General features: G+C 36.6%; 20 protein-coding genes. All 20 read left to right on the forward strand.

Features of this window, described 5'->3' with window-relative positions; genetic code table 11:
- The first annotated feature begins 91 nt into the window (after positions 1-91).
- The 20 genes from B1K71_RS03990 to B1K71_RS04090 all read left to right on the forward strand — a co-directional run bounded on the left by B1K71_RS03990 (position 92) and on the right by B1K71_RS04090 (position 20,556).
- Complete coding sequence (locus tag B1K71_RS03990) at positions 92-358, forward strand: hypothetical protein (RefSeq protein WP_077324716.1); 267 nt, start codon at positions 92-94, stop codon at positions 356-358.
- 146 nt (positions 359-504) lie between these two features.
- Positions 505-915: a nucleoside 2-deoxyribosyltransferase gene (locus B1K71_RS03995; RefSeq protein WP_077324717.1), complete on the forward strand. Its 411-nt coding sequence runs from the start codon at positions 505-507 to the stop codon at positions 913-915.
- A 132-nt stretch (positions 916-1,047) separates the two neighbouring features.
- On the forward strand, positions 1,048-1,815 hold the full coding sequence (locus B1K71_RS04000) for a hypothetical protein (protein WP_077324718.1): 768 nt from the start codon (positions 1,048-1,050) through the stop codon (positions 1,813-1,815).
- A gap of 189 nt (positions 1,816-2,004) precedes the next feature.
- Positions 2,005-2,283, forward strand: coding sequence for a hypothetical protein (locus B1K71_RS04005; RefSeq protein ID WP_077324719.1), 279 nt, complete (start codon positions 2,005-2,007; stop codon positions 2,281-2,283).
- Positions 2,267-2,560 (forward strand): type II toxin-antitoxin system RelE family toxin, encoded by a 294-nt coding sequence (locus B1K71_RS04010; RefSeq protein ID WP_077324720.1) that lies wholly within the window; start codon positions 2,267-2,269, stop codon positions 2,558-2,560. The genes B1K71_RS04005 and B1K71_RS04010 overlap by 17 nt, the downstream gene beginning before the upstream one ends.
- A 319-nt stretch (positions 2,561-2,879) precedes the next feature.
- Entirely contained in the window at positions 2,880-3,689 is an 810-nt protein-coding gene (locus B1K71_RS04015; protein WP_077324721.1) for a DUF2268 domain-containing protein, read from the forward strand.
- A gap of 140 nt (positions 3,690-3,829) precedes the next feature.
- Positions 3,830-4,285, forward strand: a complete 456-nt coding sequence (locus B1K71_RS04020; protein WP_139343293.1) for a PH domain-containing protein — start codon at positions 3,830-3,832, stop codon at positions 4,283-4,285.
- Between the two features lie 368 nt (positions 4,286-4,653).
- Positions 4,654-5,556: a hypothetical protein gene (locus B1K71_RS04025; protein ID WP_077324723.1), complete on the forward strand. Its 903-nt coding sequence runs from the start codon at positions 4,654-4,656 to the stop codon at positions 5,554-5,556.
- Positions 5,557-5,570: 14 nt separating this feature from the next.
- The gene (locus B1K71_RS04030; RefSeq protein WP_077324724.1) at positions 5,571-6,350 is read left to right on the forward strand and encodes a hypothetical protein; all 780 of its coding nucleotides are present in this window, start codon (positions 5,571-5,573) and stop codon (positions 6,348-6,350) included.
- Between the two features lie 9 nt (positions 6,351-6,359).
- On the forward strand, positions 6,360-7,142 hold the full coding sequence (locus B1K71_RS04035; RefSeq protein ID WP_077324725.1) for a hypothetical protein: 783 nt from the start codon (positions 6,360-6,362) through the stop codon (positions 7,140-7,142).
- A gap of 184 nt (positions 7,143-7,326) precedes the next feature.
- On the forward strand, positions 7,327-7,932 hold the full coding sequence (locus B1K71_RS04040) for a hypothetical protein (protein WP_175631829.1): 606 nt from the start codon (positions 7,327-7,329) through the stop codon (positions 7,930-7,932).
- Positions 7,929-8,741: a hypothetical protein gene (locus tag B1K71_RS04045; protein WP_077324727.1), complete on the forward strand. Its 813-nt coding sequence runs from the start codon at positions 7,929-7,931 to the stop codon at positions 8,739-8,741. The genes B1K71_RS04040 and B1K71_RS04045 overlap by 4 nt, the downstream gene beginning before the upstream one ends.
- An 11-nt stretch (positions 8,742-8,752) precedes the next feature.
- On the forward strand, positions 8,753-9,424 hold the full coding sequence (locus B1K71_RS04050) for an ATP-binding cassette domain-containing protein (protein WP_077324728.1): 672 nt from the start codon (positions 8,753-8,755) through the stop codon (positions 9,422-9,424).
- On the forward strand, positions 9,417-9,932 hold the full coding sequence (locus B1K71_RS04055) for a hypothetical protein (protein WP_077324729.1): 516 nt from the start codon (positions 9,417-9,419) through the stop codon (positions 9,930-9,932). The genes B1K71_RS04050 and B1K71_RS04055 overlap by 8 nt, the downstream gene beginning before the upstream one ends.
- 340 nt (positions 9,933-10,272) lie before the next feature.
- A complete protein-coding gene (locus B1K71_RS04060; protein ID WP_077324730.1) occupies positions 10,273-11,145 on the forward strand; it encodes an AraC family transcriptional regulator in 873 nt (290 codons plus the stop codon).
- Between the two features lie 134 nt (positions 11,146-11,279).
- Entirely contained in the window at positions 11,280-11,531 is a 252-nt protein-coding gene (locus B1K71_RS04065; protein WP_077324731.1) for a hypothetical protein, read from the forward strand.
- 90 nt (positions 11,532-11,621) lie between these two features.
- On the forward strand, positions 11,622-12,137 hold the full coding sequence (locus tag B1K71_RS04070) for a GrpB family protein (protein WP_077324732.1): 516 nt from the start codon (positions 11,622-11,624) through the stop codon (positions 12,135-12,137).
- A 465-nt stretch (positions 12,138-12,602) separates the two neighbouring features.
- Positions 12,603-13,034, forward strand: coding sequence for a hypothetical protein (locus tag B1K71_RS04075; RefSeq protein ID WP_077324733.1), 432 nt, complete (start codon positions 12,603-12,605; stop codon positions 13,032-13,034).
- Between the two features lie 1,128 nt (positions 13,035-14,162).
- Complete coding sequence (locus B1K71_RS04085; RefSeq protein ID WP_217697232.1) at positions 14,163-17,570, forward strand: glycoside hydrolase family 97 catalytic domain-containing protein; 3,408 nt, start codon at positions 14,163-14,165, stop codon at positions 17,568-17,570.
- Between the two features lie 349 nt (positions 17,571-17,919).
- Complete coding sequence (locus B1K71_RS04090) at positions 17,920-20,556, forward strand: sigma 54-interacting transcriptional regulator (RefSeq protein ID WP_077324734.1); 2,637 nt, start codon at positions 17,920-17,922, stop codon at positions 20,554-20,556.
- The last annotated feature ends 58 nt before the right edge of the window (positions 20,557-20,614 follow it).

Here is a 20,614-nt window from a genome sequence, read left to right on the forward strand (position 1 = left end):
GCGTCCACTATTGCTTTCTCGGGCCAATTAGCGAAAAGCCTCTGGAGCTTTAAATGTTATAGTAAAAGAAATAGAAAAAAGGAGAATAAAAATGAAAACAAAAGTTATTTTTGAGCACAACGGTGAATTAGATGTAACTAACTTTGAAGATAAGATGCGAAAGCTATCCGAAGAAAAGAATAGAGAATGGTTTTATGACGAATTCACTTTTAATGACTATGGAGACGATCAAGGGGAGATCATTATTTCCTATAAAAACCCTGAATTAGCATTCCCACATGCAAACCTTATGCAAACAGAAATTAGTTTACTTAACGATTCATCCCTTCAAATAAAAGAAATAAAAGATATAAGATAAATTACTCCAGAATCGAGCGCCATTCCGGAAATAAGGATCAGCGCCCGAAATGTACATAAGAGCCATTTTGTTAAATAATTTGTTACGATATTTGTGTCTAACTGGGCATTAGAAACTTAAAAGTGAAAAGGGGAGTGATCATCAATATGGAGAGTTTTTATGTGGCATCAAGTTTCAGAAATTTAAAAGCCGTTCAGTATGTTGCGAAACACTTAAAGAGTAAAGGTTATATTCATACTTATGATTGGACAAAAAATGCAAATGGAAAAGAAGAACAAACATTTACATTTGAAGACTTGGGGAATATAGGACAAAAAGAGAAAAATGGGGTAATGGAAGCTGACTTTATTGTAGTTTTATTACCAGGGGGAAAGGGTACTCATACTGAATTTGGTATTGCACTGGGTCAGGGAAAGAGGATTTTTCTTTACTCACCAAATGAAGAGGTAAATAATTTTGAAACAACGAGTACATTTTATCATCTAGTAGAAGTTGAAAAATGTTTTGGAACACTTGATGGGTTATTGGAACAAGTTACTGCAGCAAAGGTTTCTTAAATTATCGGGCGCTATTCCGTAGTAAGGATTAGCGCCTACGTTGGAGTGCATTATAGCATAAAATAAAGGATTATGGACTGGTATATAGAAGTCTAAAAATAGAAGGTGTATAAACGAAGGGGGAGAGAGTAAATGAAAACAGCATATTCTGTTACAAATCCTGAATACATAGAAACTGTTGTCAGTGACGGAAACAAAATATTTCCATTCCTTTTGGATTATAAGGACAATCTTAGAAAATATGGTGAAGTTAATGAACCAAAAGGTATTGTGTTTCATGATTTTGAATCCGCAACATCGGTTTTTTCAGAAACTCCTTTACCAGCATATACCTCACGTGATCTAATACATTTATGTCCTTCAACTAAAATATGGAAACAGATTTATTTAGGCGCTATTAATGAATCAAATAATGAAATGGTTAAATCATATTTTAACGAACTTCAGTTAAAAGATGTAGCGATAATTGCAGCCCATGAATGGACTCATCATCTCAATATATTAAACAACTTTGAAGGACTTGATTCAGAAAACATGTGGTTTGAAGAAGGGCTATGTTTTTATTTACCAAGAAAAGTGTTAATGTCAAATGACCAATTGAGGGGAATAACAAAAGTTGAAGAAAAATTAATTGAAGAGTTTCAAAAATCTTTTGGAACATATACCTTAAACTTTTTTGGACAGTCTGATGAAGGTGGATTTACTGGTGCATTGTATGACTATTGGCGCGCAACTTGGCTAATCACTTATTTAGCTGAAAATTATTTAGAAGGAAATATAGATGGTCTATTAGATTTATTCGAAAAATGGAAAGGATCGGGAGAACGTCTAATTCAAGATTTTATTGTTTCTGAGTTAAGAATAACCCATGAACAAGCTGAATCTTTTTGGTTAAGTTAGGGCCGGTTGAGTCTTCCGTTATCGGGCGCAGTTGTTAAATAGGCACCATAACTGATTCGGACCATCATGTCGAGGTCATAAGTAAATCAGTTAAACAGAGGAAAGCAGGATTTTGACATAAGGATCCAGTTATGTAAATGATGCATTCAATGATATAATGATGTTAGTAAATACAAGGCGGTGTTTAAAATGAATGTAAACCGTGAAGAGCTAAAACAGTTAATTGACTTTATTCACGAAGAAGATGCAGCTGAAGTATATGATTTTATTGGTTATCTAAACATGAAACGGGAAAGGGAAGCTATTGATCAATTTGATTTAGACCTATTTACGGAGGATAAGGAACTCATCCGTCAAGTACAGAAAAGTAAGGAAGATCGTACAAATGGACGTATTTACAATCAAGAGCAGGGTCTAAAATATCTTCAGAACAAAATTAGGGAGTTTGAAAGTGAACAAAACTTATAACGTTTACTGGTCACAAACTGCCCTTGATGAATTGAGTAATATACTTGCATATCCCCCAGAAGTTAAAGAACGCATTTATATGGATACTTTTGAACGTTTATCATATATGCCCATTTTGACTGCAAAACAAATACCCAATGGGACTTTAAAAGGATACTGGGTAAGACTTGGTTTATATCAAGTTATGTTAGTATTTGAAGTTAATGAGGAAGAAGCCGTTGTTTGGATTGATGGTATTAAACATAAGAGAGAAAATGTTTATTGGAAGAAAAGGTAATTAGTTTGCAGAATTGCCCATGGAAAGAGGCTTCTTATTGAAGGTAATCATCAAAATAAAGAATGATTTTAGGGTTATTTTCAATCTTACGCATAAAGGAAAATTTAGAGGAATGATCATGGTAATTACAGCTGTATCTATTAGCTTGTGAGCCATGGTTTATTTTTTTGGATTTTGTCCATTCAATGGTTTGTAATCTTCTCCAATCGGGCGCTTTCCTTGAAGAAAAAAAGTATCCAGAATTGAGGAAGTTAGTGGAAAGATCATTCTTATATATTGAATGTGACAGGAGTGGGTTGTTATTAGTAAAACCAAATCAATGGTTGAAATAGTTCCTAGACTTGACCATACAAAGCAGTTTATTGAGGCAGTGAAATTAAATCCTGAAAAAAGTAGAGAAGAGCTATTCATTGATATTTTTGAAATCTCTAAAGAGGAATTAGAAGCAATGTTGTTCTTCGGAATGTTTAGCTTAGATAATGATATTGACTCACTTGAATTACAATTAAATAAGATGCGTAAGCTTGCCAATGAACATTTTATTAAAGAGGAACTAGAGCTTTTACAAAAACAATTCCCTTCTAATAGATCCATCCAATTAGAGTTGTTCATACTTGATGAAAATGATGATTTTGTTAAGGAAAAACTTGATGGGGTTTCTGCCTTTACAGAATGGGATGGTAGGATGTGTTTTGCGGTTCTCCCTGAAGATAATATCCGCACAGCACTGAAATCTGTTATTACTCACGAATATCATCATCACTGGCGTATAAGTGCTTTGGACATGAATGAAGAGAGCCAGACTTTACTTGACCGATTGATTTTGGAAGGTTTAGCAGAACACTTTGTAAGAATAAAATTAGGGGAAGTTTATCTTGGACCATACAAAGATGCTCTAACAGAAGACGATGCTAAAACATTATGGAAAAACACATATAAAGAGCATTTATTTGATAAAGGGCAAATAACAGATTTATATATGTTTGGAAATAAAGAAAAGGGCTTACCTTTTTGGGGCGGCTATTCTTTAGGATATTACTTGGTAAAGTGGTATCTTGAAAGGAATGAAGGTATTTCTATTGAAGAATTAACCTTGCTGCCTTCTGATAAATTTATTGCTTACTTATAGTACTAACGTGGATATCCCACAATAATAGCGCATCTCCGTTTTCATTAACTACCGGCTAATATAAGCTTAAGACAATGCTGCAATCGGGCGCTTTCACGGAATAAAGAACAGCGGCTAAAATAATATTGTTGGGCCATTTTGTGGAAAAAAAAATAACGAAAGAGGTGACCGAAATATTTTTCACATCAAAAAAAGACGCTACCTATTCCTTGATTTTTTGGGGGACTGTTGTCTTTGTCTTTTTTAGTATCCTTCTTAGTTTTTCGCTAACTGTACCCGGTATTATCATTGGAATTATTGGTTTAATGGCTATCGGGTTTATGCTATGGATATGGTTCGGCACTGGTTATCGAATAGAAAACCATGTTATAAAGATTAAAAATGGACCGTTTAGATCAGAAATCGCCATACAGGATATAAATAGTATCGGTAAAACAAAAAGCCTTATGGCAACACCTGCTTTATCGGTCGAAAGGTTGACGTTGAGGTATGGCAAATATAGTGAAATGCTGTTATCCCCCAAGAATGAAAAGGAATTCGTTGAGTTGCTGTTAGCCAAAAATCCTCAAATAAAACTGATTGAAAAAACATCATAAGTTAAACAATAGGGCGCGATTCACTAATAAAAACCGCGCCTTAATTGTATATCAGCCAAACCAGGGGTGTTTTGTGTAAAAAATAAAACACATAGTTTGGAGCATTTACTCATTTTAACAATCGCCAATTATAATATTTACACTTTTGACAAATATTACAGTTCGATTATAATAAAATTGTGAACGTTTACAAAATTTGATTTAATCTTACCGTATCAGTCATTTAATTGATATGTAATCAAATCAGATGAAACCCTTTTCTTACATAGAATCACAATATTGCAGTCGTTTAAGCCAGACACTTGTAAAATTATGATTTGGGTTTAATGACTCTTTATTAAAATTTTGTATCGGATGGAGTTTTTAGAATGAAGAAAGTTCTTCCTGTTGTTGTGATTACACTACTAGCCTTAGCATTGGTAGGCATTAAATATTATCCGCATATAACGCATTTTTTTGCGGATGATTTGGAAAAGGATTCAATTTCAGTTGGTAAAGAGGATGTATCGATAGAGAATACAAAACACAAAGATCCTTTTCTGAGCGAAACATATCCATTTGGTAGTGAAGATGCTGAAAAGTTTGCCAAAAAACACCCAAAGAAGTTTAGCATTGTGAAGAAAGTGCATTATGCGTGGGATCATTTAAAGAATGTGCAGGGTGAATTTGAATGGGGACACACTGGGGGAGAAACTTTTCATGTAACTTTTTATCTGGATTTAATGAAGGAGAGAAACCGGGTAACTTTAACAAGAAAACGTGAAGGTAAGATTATTGAAATAACTAATCTTCTGTTCAAAGATGGAATCGCTATTCGTCAAAGACCGCAAAAAAATATTTATACAAAGCAAAATACAAATGGTGATAAGGGAGATTATTATCACTACTTGGGATGGTCCAATACCACGGTAACAAGTAGTCAGTGGTCCAAGCTTATTTATGATAATTATCCCGATTGGAGTTATCATGTTGTTGAGGAAAACGGCATGCAAGTATATAAAATAAAAGGGAACATATCAAAAAGTGTGTCAGAAGTTGCGGCTGGGCCTTTCCAAATGACAGTTGCCAAGAATACTGGTATTCTTCTAGATTTGAAAACTTTTGGAAATGATGATCAGGTTGACCTTTTTGTAAGAACAAAGAACCTAAAAATCAATGAAGGTATTAATAACGAAAACGAAGTATTTCAACTGGACATATCAGGTGATAAAAAGGTCTCCAATAAAACATTTAACCTAAGTTCGGTTGGTGCTGAAGCTGAGAAGAAATAGTGGGGAATAATAATATGCTAGTACATAAATATTGCTCCAAAAAAATGGTGTTTTTCAGTATAGGTTATATCCTGGTCATTGCGATACTTTGTACTGTCTATGCCGCTAATGGGTTCAGCAATTCGTTGTTTGACTACATTGTCAATCTAAGGTCAGGTGGCAGTATGAGCGTGTTAACATTCTATGTTGGAGTGTTGCCGACACTCGCCATTCTCATACCAGTTTTAATTGACCAACTGGAAAATGATATTGTTATTACAAGAATAAAAGAAAAAAGAAAATTGCTGAATCAACATATGGTTTTTGCTGTAATAATGAGTGCTTTGATAACGTTTTTATTAGCGATAACAGGTGTGGTCAGCTCTTTTGTGGCAGTTGGACATATCGATAATTTATGGCCGACGCAGCAAGGGATGGTCTATCTTATTCTAGAAAATAAAATGCATTTCCCCCTTTATGTAGATCATGTGACAAGCATGAAAGTTTGGGGCTATTTGCTACTTTCAAGATTTTTAATGACCATTATGATAGCATTTATTATTATTTTGCTAAAAGCTGTTTTACAAAAAAATGTCTTTGTATTTTTTGTCACGCAGATTGTTTTTTGGGCTGATAGTTTTCTTCCACAAGAATTCAGCCTTTTTACGGGCAAGCTAAGAGTTGGTTTAGACACCTGGTTGTCACCTCAAGAACAGGTGTTCAATATTATTTATACCACTTTAGTCATTGTCATACTTTATCTGATTTGTAGTCGCTTGTACAGAAAAAAGGAATTTTATCAAAAAATAAATTAGGTGAACTATATGTTAGGAATGGAAATAAAACGAATCGTAACTCGCCCGGTCTTATATGTATTACTTTTTACAGGCTTTATTCTGGCACTAATGCCGGTAATTGTGTCATGGCCGGGAAATGTATCAGATGACTATTATATCTTATATCCAAGAAATCCGTTTATAAGCTGGATGTTTTTTGGAGCCGCCACGTACAACATTTACGTTTTAATATTTCCGTTGTTGGCGGCACTTCCGTATTCAGATGCTTATGCCCAAGATTACAATTCAGGACTTGTTAAATCCATTTTAACTAAGGTGAATAAACGCAAATATCTCAATATTCGTTTTATAGTTAATTTTATTGTGGGTGGAGTGGTAGCCATTTTCCCACCTGTTGTTAACTTTTTACTGCAGATGACCGCTTTCCCGGTGATAGAAAACAGTATGTATTATGGAATGAATTCGGTCGGGACGCAATCTTTTATGCCGGAACTTTTTTATCATCAACCCTTTCTATACATATTGGTCAGAGTAATCATGTTATTTTTATTGGGAGGTTTGCTCGCATCACTAGGATTGGCACTATCAACGGCTGTTAAAAACAGATATATTATTCTTGTTTTTCCTTTTCTAGTATTTATGGGACTGGACGTATTGTTTGTCAGTACAGGCTTCGTTAATTACTCTATTTCGATGATGTATCTATTCGATGTTCCTTTTCATTGGGGTTTTCCATTATATTTATTAATTGGAACAATCGGAAGTTATGTTTGGTATAAAATTGCTGGTGAAAAAAATGAAACGATGTAGCATTATACGAATTTCGTATCTGGGGTTAATGTCCATCAAAAGGATTTGGCTTATTGGCTTGCTGTACTGTTTTGCAGTTCTTTGTTGTCTGTTGCTCATTTCCCAACAAGGTTCCTGGTCTGATTGGGGTATTTTCGATTTAATCGCTGATGTGGGTGGACTTTTGGGGAGTACGAATTTAAATATGTTTCTTATTGTTGCAATCCCTTTTATTGTAATCGTATTAACTAGGTTTGTTGATGAAAGTGAACGAAGTGGATTTATATTGGCATTAACGTCACGCTTTCATATTTGGCATGTACAAGTTGTTTCAGCAATTATGACTTCTTTGATGCTTACATTGTTTGTATTGGTTGTTTCCTTTACCGGTGGCGGAATGCTAATTGGATTTGAGAATACCTGGCTTCAGGAAAGTGGTTCAATTGGGCAAGTTGTAAATGACTCTGAACATTTTCTAATGATTGTAGATAATGTGGAAACAAACAGAGTCGTAGCAGTGTTATTTATTACGAAATTCCTCGGTTTCCTTATGATTTCTTTTTTGGTGTTATTTCTTAAGCAATTCGTGAAAAATGGTGCCTTAATCATGATTATCCTAGTTATTCTTGCGGGCATAGATTATGCCGCCTTGTTGCCAATGCGAATTTTTGTGGGAACTGCCATTTTAACGCTGAGAGATTGGGTGGAACCGTCTACTACCTTATTTCATTGCAGCTATTTGCTGATATTGTCACTGGTATTGTATGGAGTCACCGGATTAATCTATCAAAGAAAGGACTTCCTTTCATGAACGCCAAGGGTTTTTATAAGCTGTTTATTCGTGATTTAATTAATAGTTGGCAATATGGAAAAATCAAATACCTTGTTTTTTTTACCATAATTATATTTTTGTCGACTATGAAAAGCCTTCAAATTAAACAATTTGATGCAAACAGCGTTGGAACATTTTTTCTGTTGCTTCAGGATAATGGGAAAATCAAACATATTACCGATTATCAAATCCCATTTTATTGGAATTTTATTCAGTTTTTTATTCTGTTTTTGATTGGAGATTATTTATTTAATGACTTTCAACGAAACAAAACGTATGCCTTAATACGGAGTGGTTCAAGGACTGCCTATATTTCAGCAAAAATTTGTTGGATATTCATACAAAACATAATCACAGTGGCATTGTTATTTTTGGCTATTTATGTTTCATCAGGAGTTGTTTTAAACGACTTTTCCATAGGTATTTCTGATTATTTTCTAACTGCAATTGAACCAGCAATGAATATGGAAACGTCGCCTGAACAGCTTTTGTTTCAAATGTTGGTTGGTTTTGTATTAACAAGCGTTGTGTTGTCAGGCATTATATTATTGGGTATGCAGTTTTTTGAGAAAATCACGGTGTTTTTCAGTGTGATCTTACTATGTAGCATATCTACTTTTTATGGAAGCAAGTGGTTACCGGCTGTGCATTCCATGATTTTAAAACATCACATTTTCAGTCAGAATCTCAGTCTGACGTTTAGTTTTTCTATTATTTACTGCATATTTTTATACGCAATTTTAAGCATTGCTATTGTAATGGTGTTTAGGAAAAAGGATCATTATTAGGAGGAAAAAAGATGACAGATACAGCCTTCTTGCAAGTGAGTCAGTTGTCAAAAGAAATTAAAAACGAATCTATTTTAAAAGAGATCAATCTAACCTTAAGCAAAGGGAGGATTTATGGCTTCAGGGGCAAAAACGGCTCTGGTAAAACAATGTTGTTCAGGGCGTTAAGCGGATTAATTCTTCCATCTAAAGGCTCTGTAAAAGTCGATGGTCAGGTACTCGGTAAAGAAATATCCTTTCCATCAAGTGTTGGCGTACTGATAGAAAATCCGGGTTTTATCAATGGTTATACCGGGTTTAAGAACTTGAAGTTGCTCGCTGATTTAACAGGAAGAATCAGTGATGAACGCATTAAAGAATCGATACGACTAGTTGGACTCGACCCGGAAGACAAACGAAAATATCGCAAATACTCACTGGGCATGAAACAAAGATTGGGAATTGCCCAGGCGATTATGGAAGAACCGGATCTTATTATCCTGGATGAACCAACTAATGCACTTGATTCAGATGGAGTAGGAGAATTTAAAGAGTTATTGCTGAATTTAAAATCCAAGAATAAATGTATATTATTGGCAAGCCATGACAAGGATGAGCTTAATTTTCTTTCCGATATAATTTATTTAATGGAGAATGGAAAAATTATTGATACGTATGACCCGCAAGGTGAAGAAGATGAATAAAAAGAAGTGGATGCTGGTCATTTTATCGGTAGTGTTAGTTGTTGTCTGGGGATTTAGGGTTTATCAAGTAAATGCAGGTGTAGCGAAAGAATATAAAATTAACACGTATGAGCTTGGAGAAGAAATAAGACTAGACAACGCTATTTTACAAATCAAACGTGCGTCTTATGGCAAAATGAAAACGGAAAATAATTATAAATCAATACCATTCACCATTGAAATGGAAGTCCATAATGTATCAAATAAAAATATTGATGTCATGCATTTATTAACAGCTAAATTGGGATATGGACTGGATTATTTTCAGACCAGAGACGGGGAGTTTAGTGTTGAAAAATTGCGCAGCTTAGAACCTGACATGACTGCCAAAATTATTTTGATTTATCATGTTTCACCTAAATATAAGGGAGACCGGCCAAAAGTTTACCTTGATCAGCGTTTGTATAAGGATAGAGTTATGCGAAATTATGAAGAAGGGTACAGACTCGGGATAGCAATTCAATTATAGAATTTTGCTTGTTTTTATCTTACTGTATATTTTAGGACATTCTGACAGTTGTTTGGTTTTTTCATCAAAAGATACAATGGTGGTATTTATGTACTGAACCTTTGGGGACTTTTTAGGTCAAACTACTTTTTATTTACAATACACCTTTCAACAATACGATACGAGCCAATAGCAGAAAGGACTATTACGTTAACGGGCGCGATTATCTAATAAAATCGCGCCAATATCGCACATAAGGCCCAGATTGTTGCAAAGTAAGTAATCCTGCATAAGTGTGCACGATAAGTCGGATAATGTACTATACTTCCTGCTATTCTATTGATGAAGGGAGGTCATTGAAGTGGATTCACTTAAGAATATGAACGACGCCCTAAGATATGTTGAAGAAAATCTTATAAATGATATTGACGCTCGTGAAGTAGCAAAGCGTGCATTGTGTTCAGAGTATCATTTTAAACGAATGTTTTCTTTTCTGGCAGGTGTAACATTGTCGGAATACATTCGGCGAAGACGTCTCACGCTTGCGGCCTTTGAGCTGAACAATAGCGATTTGAAAGTTATTGATGTGGCCATGAAGTATGGATATAATTCTCCGGACTCTTTTACGAGGGCGTTTCATATCCTTCACGGAGTAACACCATCGGAGGCCAGAAATAATGGTCACACCATAAAAGCTTATCCACGAATGACCTTTCAATTATCAATTAAAGGTGGGAAAGAAATGAATTATCGAATTGAAGAAAAACGAGGATTTAACATCGTTGGGATTAAGAAAAGGGTTCCTATTATTTTTAACGGGGTTAACCCAGAAATTGAATCTATGTGGGAAAGTTTAGATGATGGGACTATAAATAAGCTCAAAAAACTTTCCAATATCGAACCTATTGGTTTGATTAGTGCATCTACCAACTTTTCTGAAACTCGGATGGAGGAAAAAGGGGGATTGGATCACTATATTGGTGTGGCTACAACAAACGAGTGTCCTGCTAGCCTGACTAAACATGAAGTTCCGTCTCTAACGTGGGCCGTGTTTGACTCTGTTGGACCATTTCCTGAAACGTTACAAGATATCTGGGGACGTATTTATTCCGAGTGGTTTCCTTCTTCAAACTTTGAGCAAATAGAAGGCCCCGAAATACTTTGGAATGAAAATAAAGATACAAGCTCGCCGAAATTTAAGAGTGAAATTTGGATACCAGTTAAGAAAAAATAATAATGGGATTTCAACTAACGGGCGCTTTCTTTGAAAAGAGCGCCCATTTTCATTGACTAAATAAGAAACAGTTTTTCGAATTAAAGAATTACGATAGAATAGGAAATAAGGACAATGAGAAAGGGGAGGCATACATGGTACCCATATCGATAGAAGCTTTTGTGAATAAGCATTGCAAAAATAATCCTGAAGAAAATCCTAATCAGTTAAGAAAGGATCTGAAACAGGCAGTTAAAGATAAGAAAAATGGAGAAACTTATTTCAACTGTGGTCAGGAAATCTGGGCGGTAGGCAGTGCGGTTGCTTACCAAAGCTGTTTTTCGTGTTTAACAGGGGAAGCAGATTCCTCAGAAGACTATGAAATCAACGGGGTGTGTTGGTCATAGATAAGATTTATTTTAGCGGATATTCATTATTTGTGAAACAAATAGGAATTTGAATGGATCAATAAAATGCTGTAGTAAGGGGGAATTCGGTTGAAAGTTCGGCTGTCGGAGTATGATAAAAATTGGGTTCGAATGTTCGATAATGAAGCCCAGTTTTTAAAAGAAATCTTCGGGGATGAAATAATCAAATTTGAGCATTTTGGAAGTACCTCTGTTCCAGGCATGAATGCAAAGCCTGTTATTGATATGATGTGTCTTGTAAAAGACATCAAGAAAATCGATTCATTCAATGAACGGATGCGCATACTTGGATATGATGTTGCTGGCGAATGGGGAATTCAGGGCAGACGATTATTTCGAAAAGGTGGGGAAAATAGAACCCATCATATTCATGTTTATCAGTATGATAACCCACAAATAAGGCGACATCTGGTGTTACGAGATTATTTAAGGACTCATCCCGACGAAATTGAAAAATATAGATCTTTTAAAGAAGAATTGGCTGAACAATATGACGATACTGCTTTCTACAGCAAGGCAAAAAAACCTTTTGTAAAGGAATTGGAACAGCGGGCGTTAAATTGGTTTGAAAACCAAGAACCATAGAAATTAAATTAGTGATTGTTCAATCATCGGGCGCAGTAATCGAATAAGAGCTGTGCTCGTCTTGCTCATAAGGGCCAGATTGGGAAAGTAAACCTTTGTGGAAATTACAGATATTTGAGATAATTGTTATCAAGATAGCACATAGGATCATTGAAGAAATATGAATTTTTGTAAGGGTATAGAAGTATAAATGATACTAATATAACTAATGATGCAGCCAATTTGAATGCAACCAATTTAAAAATTATGAGGGGGTGAATAAGTGGACACTTTTGTGCAAATATCACCTTTTTTTGTGCAAGGAATAATTTTAGCAGCTGTAGTTTATATAGTGATAAGAATCCTTGAAAAATCACAGAAAAACAAAAAGTAATGGAAGTGCCTTTATTCTCGGGTAAGTAAACCTTACTAGCTAATAGCAGAAATGAGACTATTCCAGAAAAGGGCGGCAAGGAGATCTATTCAATGAAATATTTTATAAAATTAAATTTGGTTAGTATGTTATATGCCCTTATCATATTTATTCCGATTCGATTTATGGGCGAATTATACAGGGTCAGTAGACTAACCGGTTGGGAATTTAATACTGTACAGACAATAGGTTATATTGTTATCGTTATTGAATTTATAATTGGTACACTCCTTATCATATTCTTAACAAGAAATTTACTGAGAGGTCGTAAGGCTAACTTTTGGACAGTAATCCTATGGGTTCCATATTTTGTTCTTTTTGTATATATAATTGCATCTTTGTTTCCGATAACATATGAAGGTGATATGCTTAGCCCCGGAGCCGGTTTCATTATGATAGGTATATTAATGGTCTATCCCCTTTATGTTTTAATTATCAATTTCATAGGTTTCACAAGTGATGATAAAGGAATAAATACAGTCTAAATTAAGTCCGTGCAGAATTTTATTTCAATAAAGGGTCGTTGCGTAAAACATTGTACTATGCCGATAACGGGCGCTTATCAGAAATAAGATAACGCCCGTTATTAGCTTATTGAGCCATTTTGCAGAAAGGTTCTGATGGTTAATAATCGGGGTGTGGCTGGTCTCTTCCTGGCGGAGGCAGTTGAAAGGGGGGGGCGTTTGAACAGGCAGTTATTCGCAAGGTTAAAGAAGAGGCAGGGTTAACAATAGAAGTTGAACATATTGTTTCGGTTAACGAAGCCTTTTTTAAGGAAAGGGATCACTACGCTTTGTTTACAACATTCAAAGCAAAAATAATTAACGGTAGCCCTGCGGCACTGCTTTTGGTGAACTTTAATCAGATCAGAAAGCAAAAATTTACGATGCGGTCACTATACCCTGTGGATGGGAAGAATGCTTACAAGTATACAAAAGGTTTTAATATTCTGGCCATCATTGCATTTGCGTTAGGGATTTACAGGATATGTCCCCATTTATGACCCAAATAATGCGGTCCCAAGATCTCCAATTTTTCTTTTTACAACAGCGACTGAGTTTTCCGTCAGTATTAGTGGGACGTTTTTACTACTTGTTAAGCCGGTAAACCAATTAATCGGTACTTATGAAAAGACGTTAAGGAAGAAAAGAATAAAAAGAATGAGGTTTACTAAGGTAATGAGATAAACCATGAGTGGATCTAATATACTTAGTAGAAGTAGGAAAAGGACTAGGAGCAATAGGTCATCTAAGAGGTATCTGTAAATAATTCAGGAAGAAATAGATATACTGAAAAAGGAAGCGGAAAATAGATATGAAAAAAATTATAAATATATTCCATTAAAATGTGTGCAGAAAACTCTGCACACATTTTTTCTTGTTCTCTTGATTGTTGATGTAGCAGGATTATTTCCAATTGGCATTAAATTTGCACTAATATTTTTAACGTTATTAAACAAAGGAGGGAAAAATCTACATTCTAATAAAGTAGAAGGGTAGAAGAAAACAGTTAGGGGTGGTAATTTGGAAACTCTATACATTAGTCGATGGTGACAAAACTACTGATGAGAGGATAGGTCATATTGGTATTTAAATATTAGAAGGAGAGAGAATATGTTCAATAAAAAGGGTTATACACTGATACTATTTTTAGGATTAAGTTTGATGGTTTCTCTTTCAGTATCGACTGCATTTGCAAGTTCTTCGGAGAGTCCAAATAAAAATGATCATGAAAAGAAGGCGTCAATAAGTTCACCTAATGGAAAAGTTCATTTGGATTTTGAACTGTCCGAGAATGGTAAACCACATTATGAGCTTTCCTATAAAGGGGAAGAACTTATTGAACCTTCCTCCCTGGGATTTGAGTTTAAAAATCAGAAGGCGTTAAAAGGCAGCTTTAAGATTGTGAAAACATCTATGAAAACGTTTAATAATACTTGGGAACCCGTATGGGGAGAAAAATCAAAAATAAGAAATCACTACAAGCAATTAACGATTTATTTACAAGAAAAAGAAGCTCCCAATAGAAAAATGAATTTAGTATTTAAGGTTTATAATAATGGGGTAGGGTTTCGGTATGTCCTGCCCGAACAGGAAAATTTGGATAAAAACATCCGGATTACAGCTGAAAATACGGAATTCAAATTTTCCAGTGACAATACCTCCTGGTGGATTCCTAATGACTGGAATAGCTATGAATATAACTATAAGAATACACCGTTAAGTGAAGTAGAAGAAGTTAGTACACCTTTTACAATGAAAACACCTGAAGGTACTTTCCTTACTGTTCATGAAGCGGCACTTATTGATTATGCTGGCATGGCTTTAAAAAAGGTAGATGGGGAATCAACGACACTGAAAAGTTATTTAGCCCCATGGCCAAATAGTAATGTCAAGGTTAAGAAGGATGCTTTGCCGGTGAAAACACCGTGGAGAACCATTCAAATAGGAGACGATGCCGGTGACTTGGTAGAATCTGATATGATTTTAAATCTGAATGAGCCCAGTGCTTTAGAGGATACGTCATGGATTGAACCAATGAAATATATCGGGATTTGGTGGGAAATGATAAGTGGCGATTCTACTTGGGAATCAGGGCCAAAGCACGGTGCGACAACGGAAAATGCAAAAAAATACATCGATTTCGCTTATAAATATCTTGATTCTGAAAATCAAAATATTGGTCTGTTAGTTGAAGGATGGAATATAGGATGGGATGGAAATTGGATGGAAAATGGCGATGAATTTAGTTTCACTCAACCTTATCCTGACTATAACTTAAAAGAAGTTGTCGAGTATGCGCAAGATCATGGTGTGTCCTATATTATGCACAATGAGACTTCTGGAAACATCATAAATTACGAAAAACAAATGGATGAAGCATATGATTTATATCAAGAATTAGGAATTCATGCTATTAAGAGCGGTTACGTAGCCGATAACGGAATGCATAATCCAGAAGACCAAAGTCACCATGGTCAATATATGGTTAATCATTATTTAGAAGCCGTGAAAAAGGCAGCTAAGCATCAAATAATGATTGATACCCATGAACCAATTAAGGGAACCGGCCTCCGTCGTACTTATCCTAATTGGATGAGTCGTGAAGGAGTTAGTGGAATGGAATATGCTGCTTTTGGCGACGATAACAATTTACCTAAGCATTCGACAATCCTTCCATTTACAAGAATGATGGCTGGACCTATAGATTTTACACCGGGCATATTTGATGTGAAAACGTCAAACAATCCCAATACTAGAGTCCTTACAACCCGTGCAAAACAATTGGCTTTGTATGTAACAATCAGCAGCGGGGTCCAGATGGTCGCGGATGAACCCAAAAACTATAAAGACGAAGACGGAAATATTTTACCAGCCTTTGAATTCATCAAAGATGTTCCAGTTACGTGGGATGACATCATTGTACCGAAAGCTAAAATTGGTGATTATGTCAGCATCATCCGCCAAAAAGGAGAAGAATGGTATATCGGAAGTATCACGGATAAGCAAGCGAGAGACTTAGAAATAGATCTCGATTTCTTAGACAAGGGTAAAAAATATGTCGCAGAGATTTACTCGGATGGACCTAACGCGGACTGGAAAACGAACCCGAATCCGGTTTCAATAAAGAAAGCCATTGTGAAGTCCAATGACACATTCGTTGCGTCTCTTGCAGCTGGGGGCGGGCAGGCCGTCAGAATTTATCCAGCAAGTAAAAAAGAAATAGCAAAACTTCCAAATTATAAAGCAAAGAAAATGAAGTTGTCTTATACACACGTTCCTGAGTCTATCCAATCAAATGATTCATTTGAAATAAAGGTAAATATTAGAAATAAAGGCAATGTCATCGTTGGAAAAAATTTAAAACTGCAAATTGATGGCAAAACAGTCGCAAAAAAGCATGTAAGAGTTGCTCCTGGAGGTACTGAGGAAATCAGATTCACCTATAATAAACTATTTAAAACCGGTGATCACAGAATCAGTGTAAACGGATTACCTGCTAAAAAGATAACGGTAGAAAAGAAAAAAACAATATTTGAATACAGTAACTTTAGTGTATCAGCTCAAGATCAGACAATTACGGCAACAGCTGAAGTCACTAACTTTGGCAGCTATAAAGATGTGGCAGAAGTGCCGCTTTTTATTAATGAAGAATTAGTCAAGAGGAAGAGGATTGAGGTACCTGCCCAAGCAGGGGGAGGAAGTAAAGATGTGACATTTACTTATTCAACTTCTGACAATATAGGTGTATATAAAGTGGCCATCGGTAATCTTGAGTCAAAGTTGGCAGCGTTACCTAAAATTGAACTTGCGGGTGGTTGGTTGTTCCACAAAGGGGACAATCTCGACTGGAAAGCACCAGGATACGACGATAGCGGGTGGCAAAAAGTAAACCTGCCGGCAAGTTGGGAAGAACACTCTAACTATACGGAAAATAATGTCTATGGCTGGTACCGGAAGGAGATTTTTATTCCTGAAGAGTGGAAAGGTCATTCATTGAAGGTAACTTTAGGAAAAATTGATGATATGGACGCGACCTATTTTAATGGCCAAAAGATTGGCCAATCTGGAAAGTTTCCAACTGGGGATGGTTGGGACGGAGCGAAAACGGCTTGGAATCAAATGAGGGAATATACTATTCCAGCTGATACTATAAAATACGGCCAGAATAATGTTATTAGTATTAGGGTATTTGATGGTACAGGTGGAGGCGGAATATATAGTGGACCGATTAAATCTATTAAGTTAGTTTCGGAAACAACTGCAACTAACTTGAAAATGCTTGTTCAGCGTTACAAGGAAACCGGTGAATTCGCAAATGACCGTGTTGCCCGTTCTTTACGCATTCACCTGGTTACAGTGAGCCGTTACGAAGAAAATGGTTCAGCTGAAAAAGTTGTTAAACACATGAAAGGTTTTAAACGTTTGCTGGACCATCAAAAAGGAAATGATTTGATTTCTGAGAAAGCCTATAAGGTTCTCAAGGCTGATGCTGACTACCTGATTAAGAAGTGGCAATAGATTTCTTAAGGGTGATACAAGGTAATAACTCCCTGTGGCAGGCGATGTCTTGTCACAGGGAATCCAAACAAATACGGGACGATGAAGCAGCGAAGATATGCCTTCCTTTTAATATGCCAGCTTCGCTTTTAAAATGTGTGTAAAACTTCTGCGCACATTTTCTTTTAAAAAAGCGTAATTTGCGGTCCCGATTATTGTTAGCTAACCAGGGGTCGCTGAATAAATAAAATTCCCTGTTATCACAAGGATTTTAAAGGTTTTTATCGAATATGTTTGTATGCATTTTCGGACTTTTCTGCTAAAATGAAACGTGGACTATAACTAACAAACGAACGGGGATCAGCATACTATGAGTCGCATGATGGATATTTATAAACAGCTCGGTAAAGCAGGCGAAAACGGACTTAGTGCCGGTGACATCGGAGAACAACTGGATATCGACCGTTCAACCGCCAGCCGTTATTTAAATGACCTGGTAAAAGCAAATAAAGCCGTGAAAATTTCAGGCAAGCCGGTAAAGTACGCATTTAAAGTATCCGTCCCTAATCAATCTGCAGGTACAGATGTGATTGGAGCCGGCGATAGTCTGCAGCCTATTTTGCAAACAGGTATGGCAGCCTTTTTGTATCCGTCAAGACCACTGCCAATTTTGCTGACAGGTGAAACAGGCACAGGTAAATCCTACTTAGCAGAAACGTTGTCGGAAATGGCAATCGAAAAGTCGAAAGATAAAAAAGAAGCACCATTTATTGCTTTTAATTGTGCTGATTATGCACAGAATGTTGAATTGCTTGTTGGACAGATTTTCGGGATTAAAGAAGGTGCATTTACCGGTGCTGCCAGGGATAAAAAAGGGTTGGTCGAACAGGCAAATGGCGGGGTTCTTTTTCTTGACGAAATCCATCGTCTCCCGCCATCTGGACAGGAAATGTTATTTTATCTTATGGATAAGGGTGTTTATCGCCGGCTGGGTGAGGCGACACAGGAACGCACTGCTAACATAGCTTTAATCGGTGCCACTACGGAGGATTCCCAAGATTACTTGCTATCAACACTATGGAGACGTTTTTCCGTTAAGTTAAATATTCCGCCACTCCGGGAACGAACCATCGCTGAGCGAGAGGCGCTGGTTGAATATTTTCTAGCTGAAGAAGCCGCGAAAATGAACACATCCTTGGCCATTGAGGATAATTGTCATGATGCATTTTTGACGTATAATTGCCCGGGGAATATTGGTCAATTGAAAAGTGATATACAGATTGTCTGTGCCCGTGCTTACTTACGGTATATCAATGGGGAAGATGAGAAAGTTGTTATAAAAATGGAAGATTTCCCAGGTGAAGGTACTCCATCAGCTAAAGGGGAGCTGCAGGCTGTTCAGATGATTGAAGCGAAGAAATCGGGGGGAAAAGCCGCCTTCTCATTTCCGAATATATATCAGCGATTGGACAGGTCAGATGAAAATGAAAATGAAGATTCACAAACTGTTGTACTGAATTATATTCGGGATCTGACCGATAAGTATCAGCAGCCGGGTGGCCCGCAACAGGGGTGGCAAAAACTAATTGGCGATGACTTGTTATCCGCTTTAAAAAAGGCGGCGAACCAGTTAAAAGACAATCCGTCTGTAACTATTCATGAAAATCAGCTGTATGTCATTGGGCTGCATTTGCAAAATTACCGCAACCATTTGAAGGGGGATGTGGCCAAAGCCCCGATACCGGTAATGGTTCATCCAAATACAGCCTATCGTCAAGCGGCAAATCAGCTTGCTGAATACTTACAGAAATCTATTGGAATGAAGTTACCGACAGAAGAAGTCGAATTGATTGCACATTTTTTGACACCTGACCAGCAGTATCAGCGGGAAGCGTCCCGTGAACAATCCATAGCAGTCATTCTGGTGACTCATGGGAAAACAACGGCATCATCCATGGCAGAGGTAACAAACTATTTGCTTGGAAGTAATGTTATCCATGCGGTTGATATGCCGCTGAACATCTCTGCCACTGACACGTACGAACGGGTCAAACATAAGATAAATGGGCTGAAACATACTAAAGGGGCACTAATACTCGTTGATATTGGTTCATTAATTACGATGGGTGATGCAATCAAGCATGAACTGGATGTACCAATCAAAACGCTATCAAGTGTGAATTTGCCTATGATTTTGGAGGCTGGCAGGAAATCATTAACTTCCGATCAGACATTGGATGATGTGTATGATGCAGCAAAAAAAGCCATGTTTGCATTTATGGAAAAAGAACAGGAATCGGCAAATATTAAAAAGAAACGGCTGATTGCTACGGTATGCTTTACAGGTGAGGGTGCGGCGCAATTACTTGAGTCCTGGATTGAAAACCAGCTTTCCACATTTGATCAGGATGTGTTAATCCGCACGGTGCGAATCGATCCCAGTACGAAAGATACATCAGTTCTTGATGATTTAAAAAGCTACTATGAAGTAATTGCAATTATTGGGACTGTACCGGTTTCCATTGATGGTATTCCATATATTCCGGCTTGGGAACTGCTGCAGCAGGAGGGAATTTCCCGGATGCTGAAACTGCTGGAGATCACCCGGCAGTCAAAAATTCCTTCGGTGGAAGAAGATGTTTCAACGGAGGAACTTTATGATCTGATTGTTCAGGGGCTTGGCGAAATTGTTACTTATGTTAACCCGAAAACCATTGCAGGAATTTTAAATAACCACATTCCTCCAATCCGTGACTATTATAACTGGGACACAAACAGGGAACTGGGCATGTGGATGCATCTCAGTGTGTTAGTTGATCGGATTATTTCGGTTCGTGTAAAGGGGACCTTGGAGCAGTATATTTCTTCATTTCCAATTGATAACACGACGGCACTTATAGCTAAGGAACATAAGCTTTGGAATCCGCTTTTCCATAAAATCGAAGAAGCGTTTCAGGTCAAATTTACAAATGAAATAAAAAAAGAATTAGTTAAGCTTTCTCGATAATGTGTGCAAATAGTATTGCACACATTATTTTTTTGTGTTTTTTTACAAACTTATAAAA

The organism is Virgibacillus siamensis, assembly GCF_900162695.1.
In the GTDB taxonomy this organism is placed as follows: domain Bacteria; phylum Bacillota; class Bacilli; order Bacillales; family Amphibacillaceae; genus Lentibacillus; species Lentibacillus siamensis_A.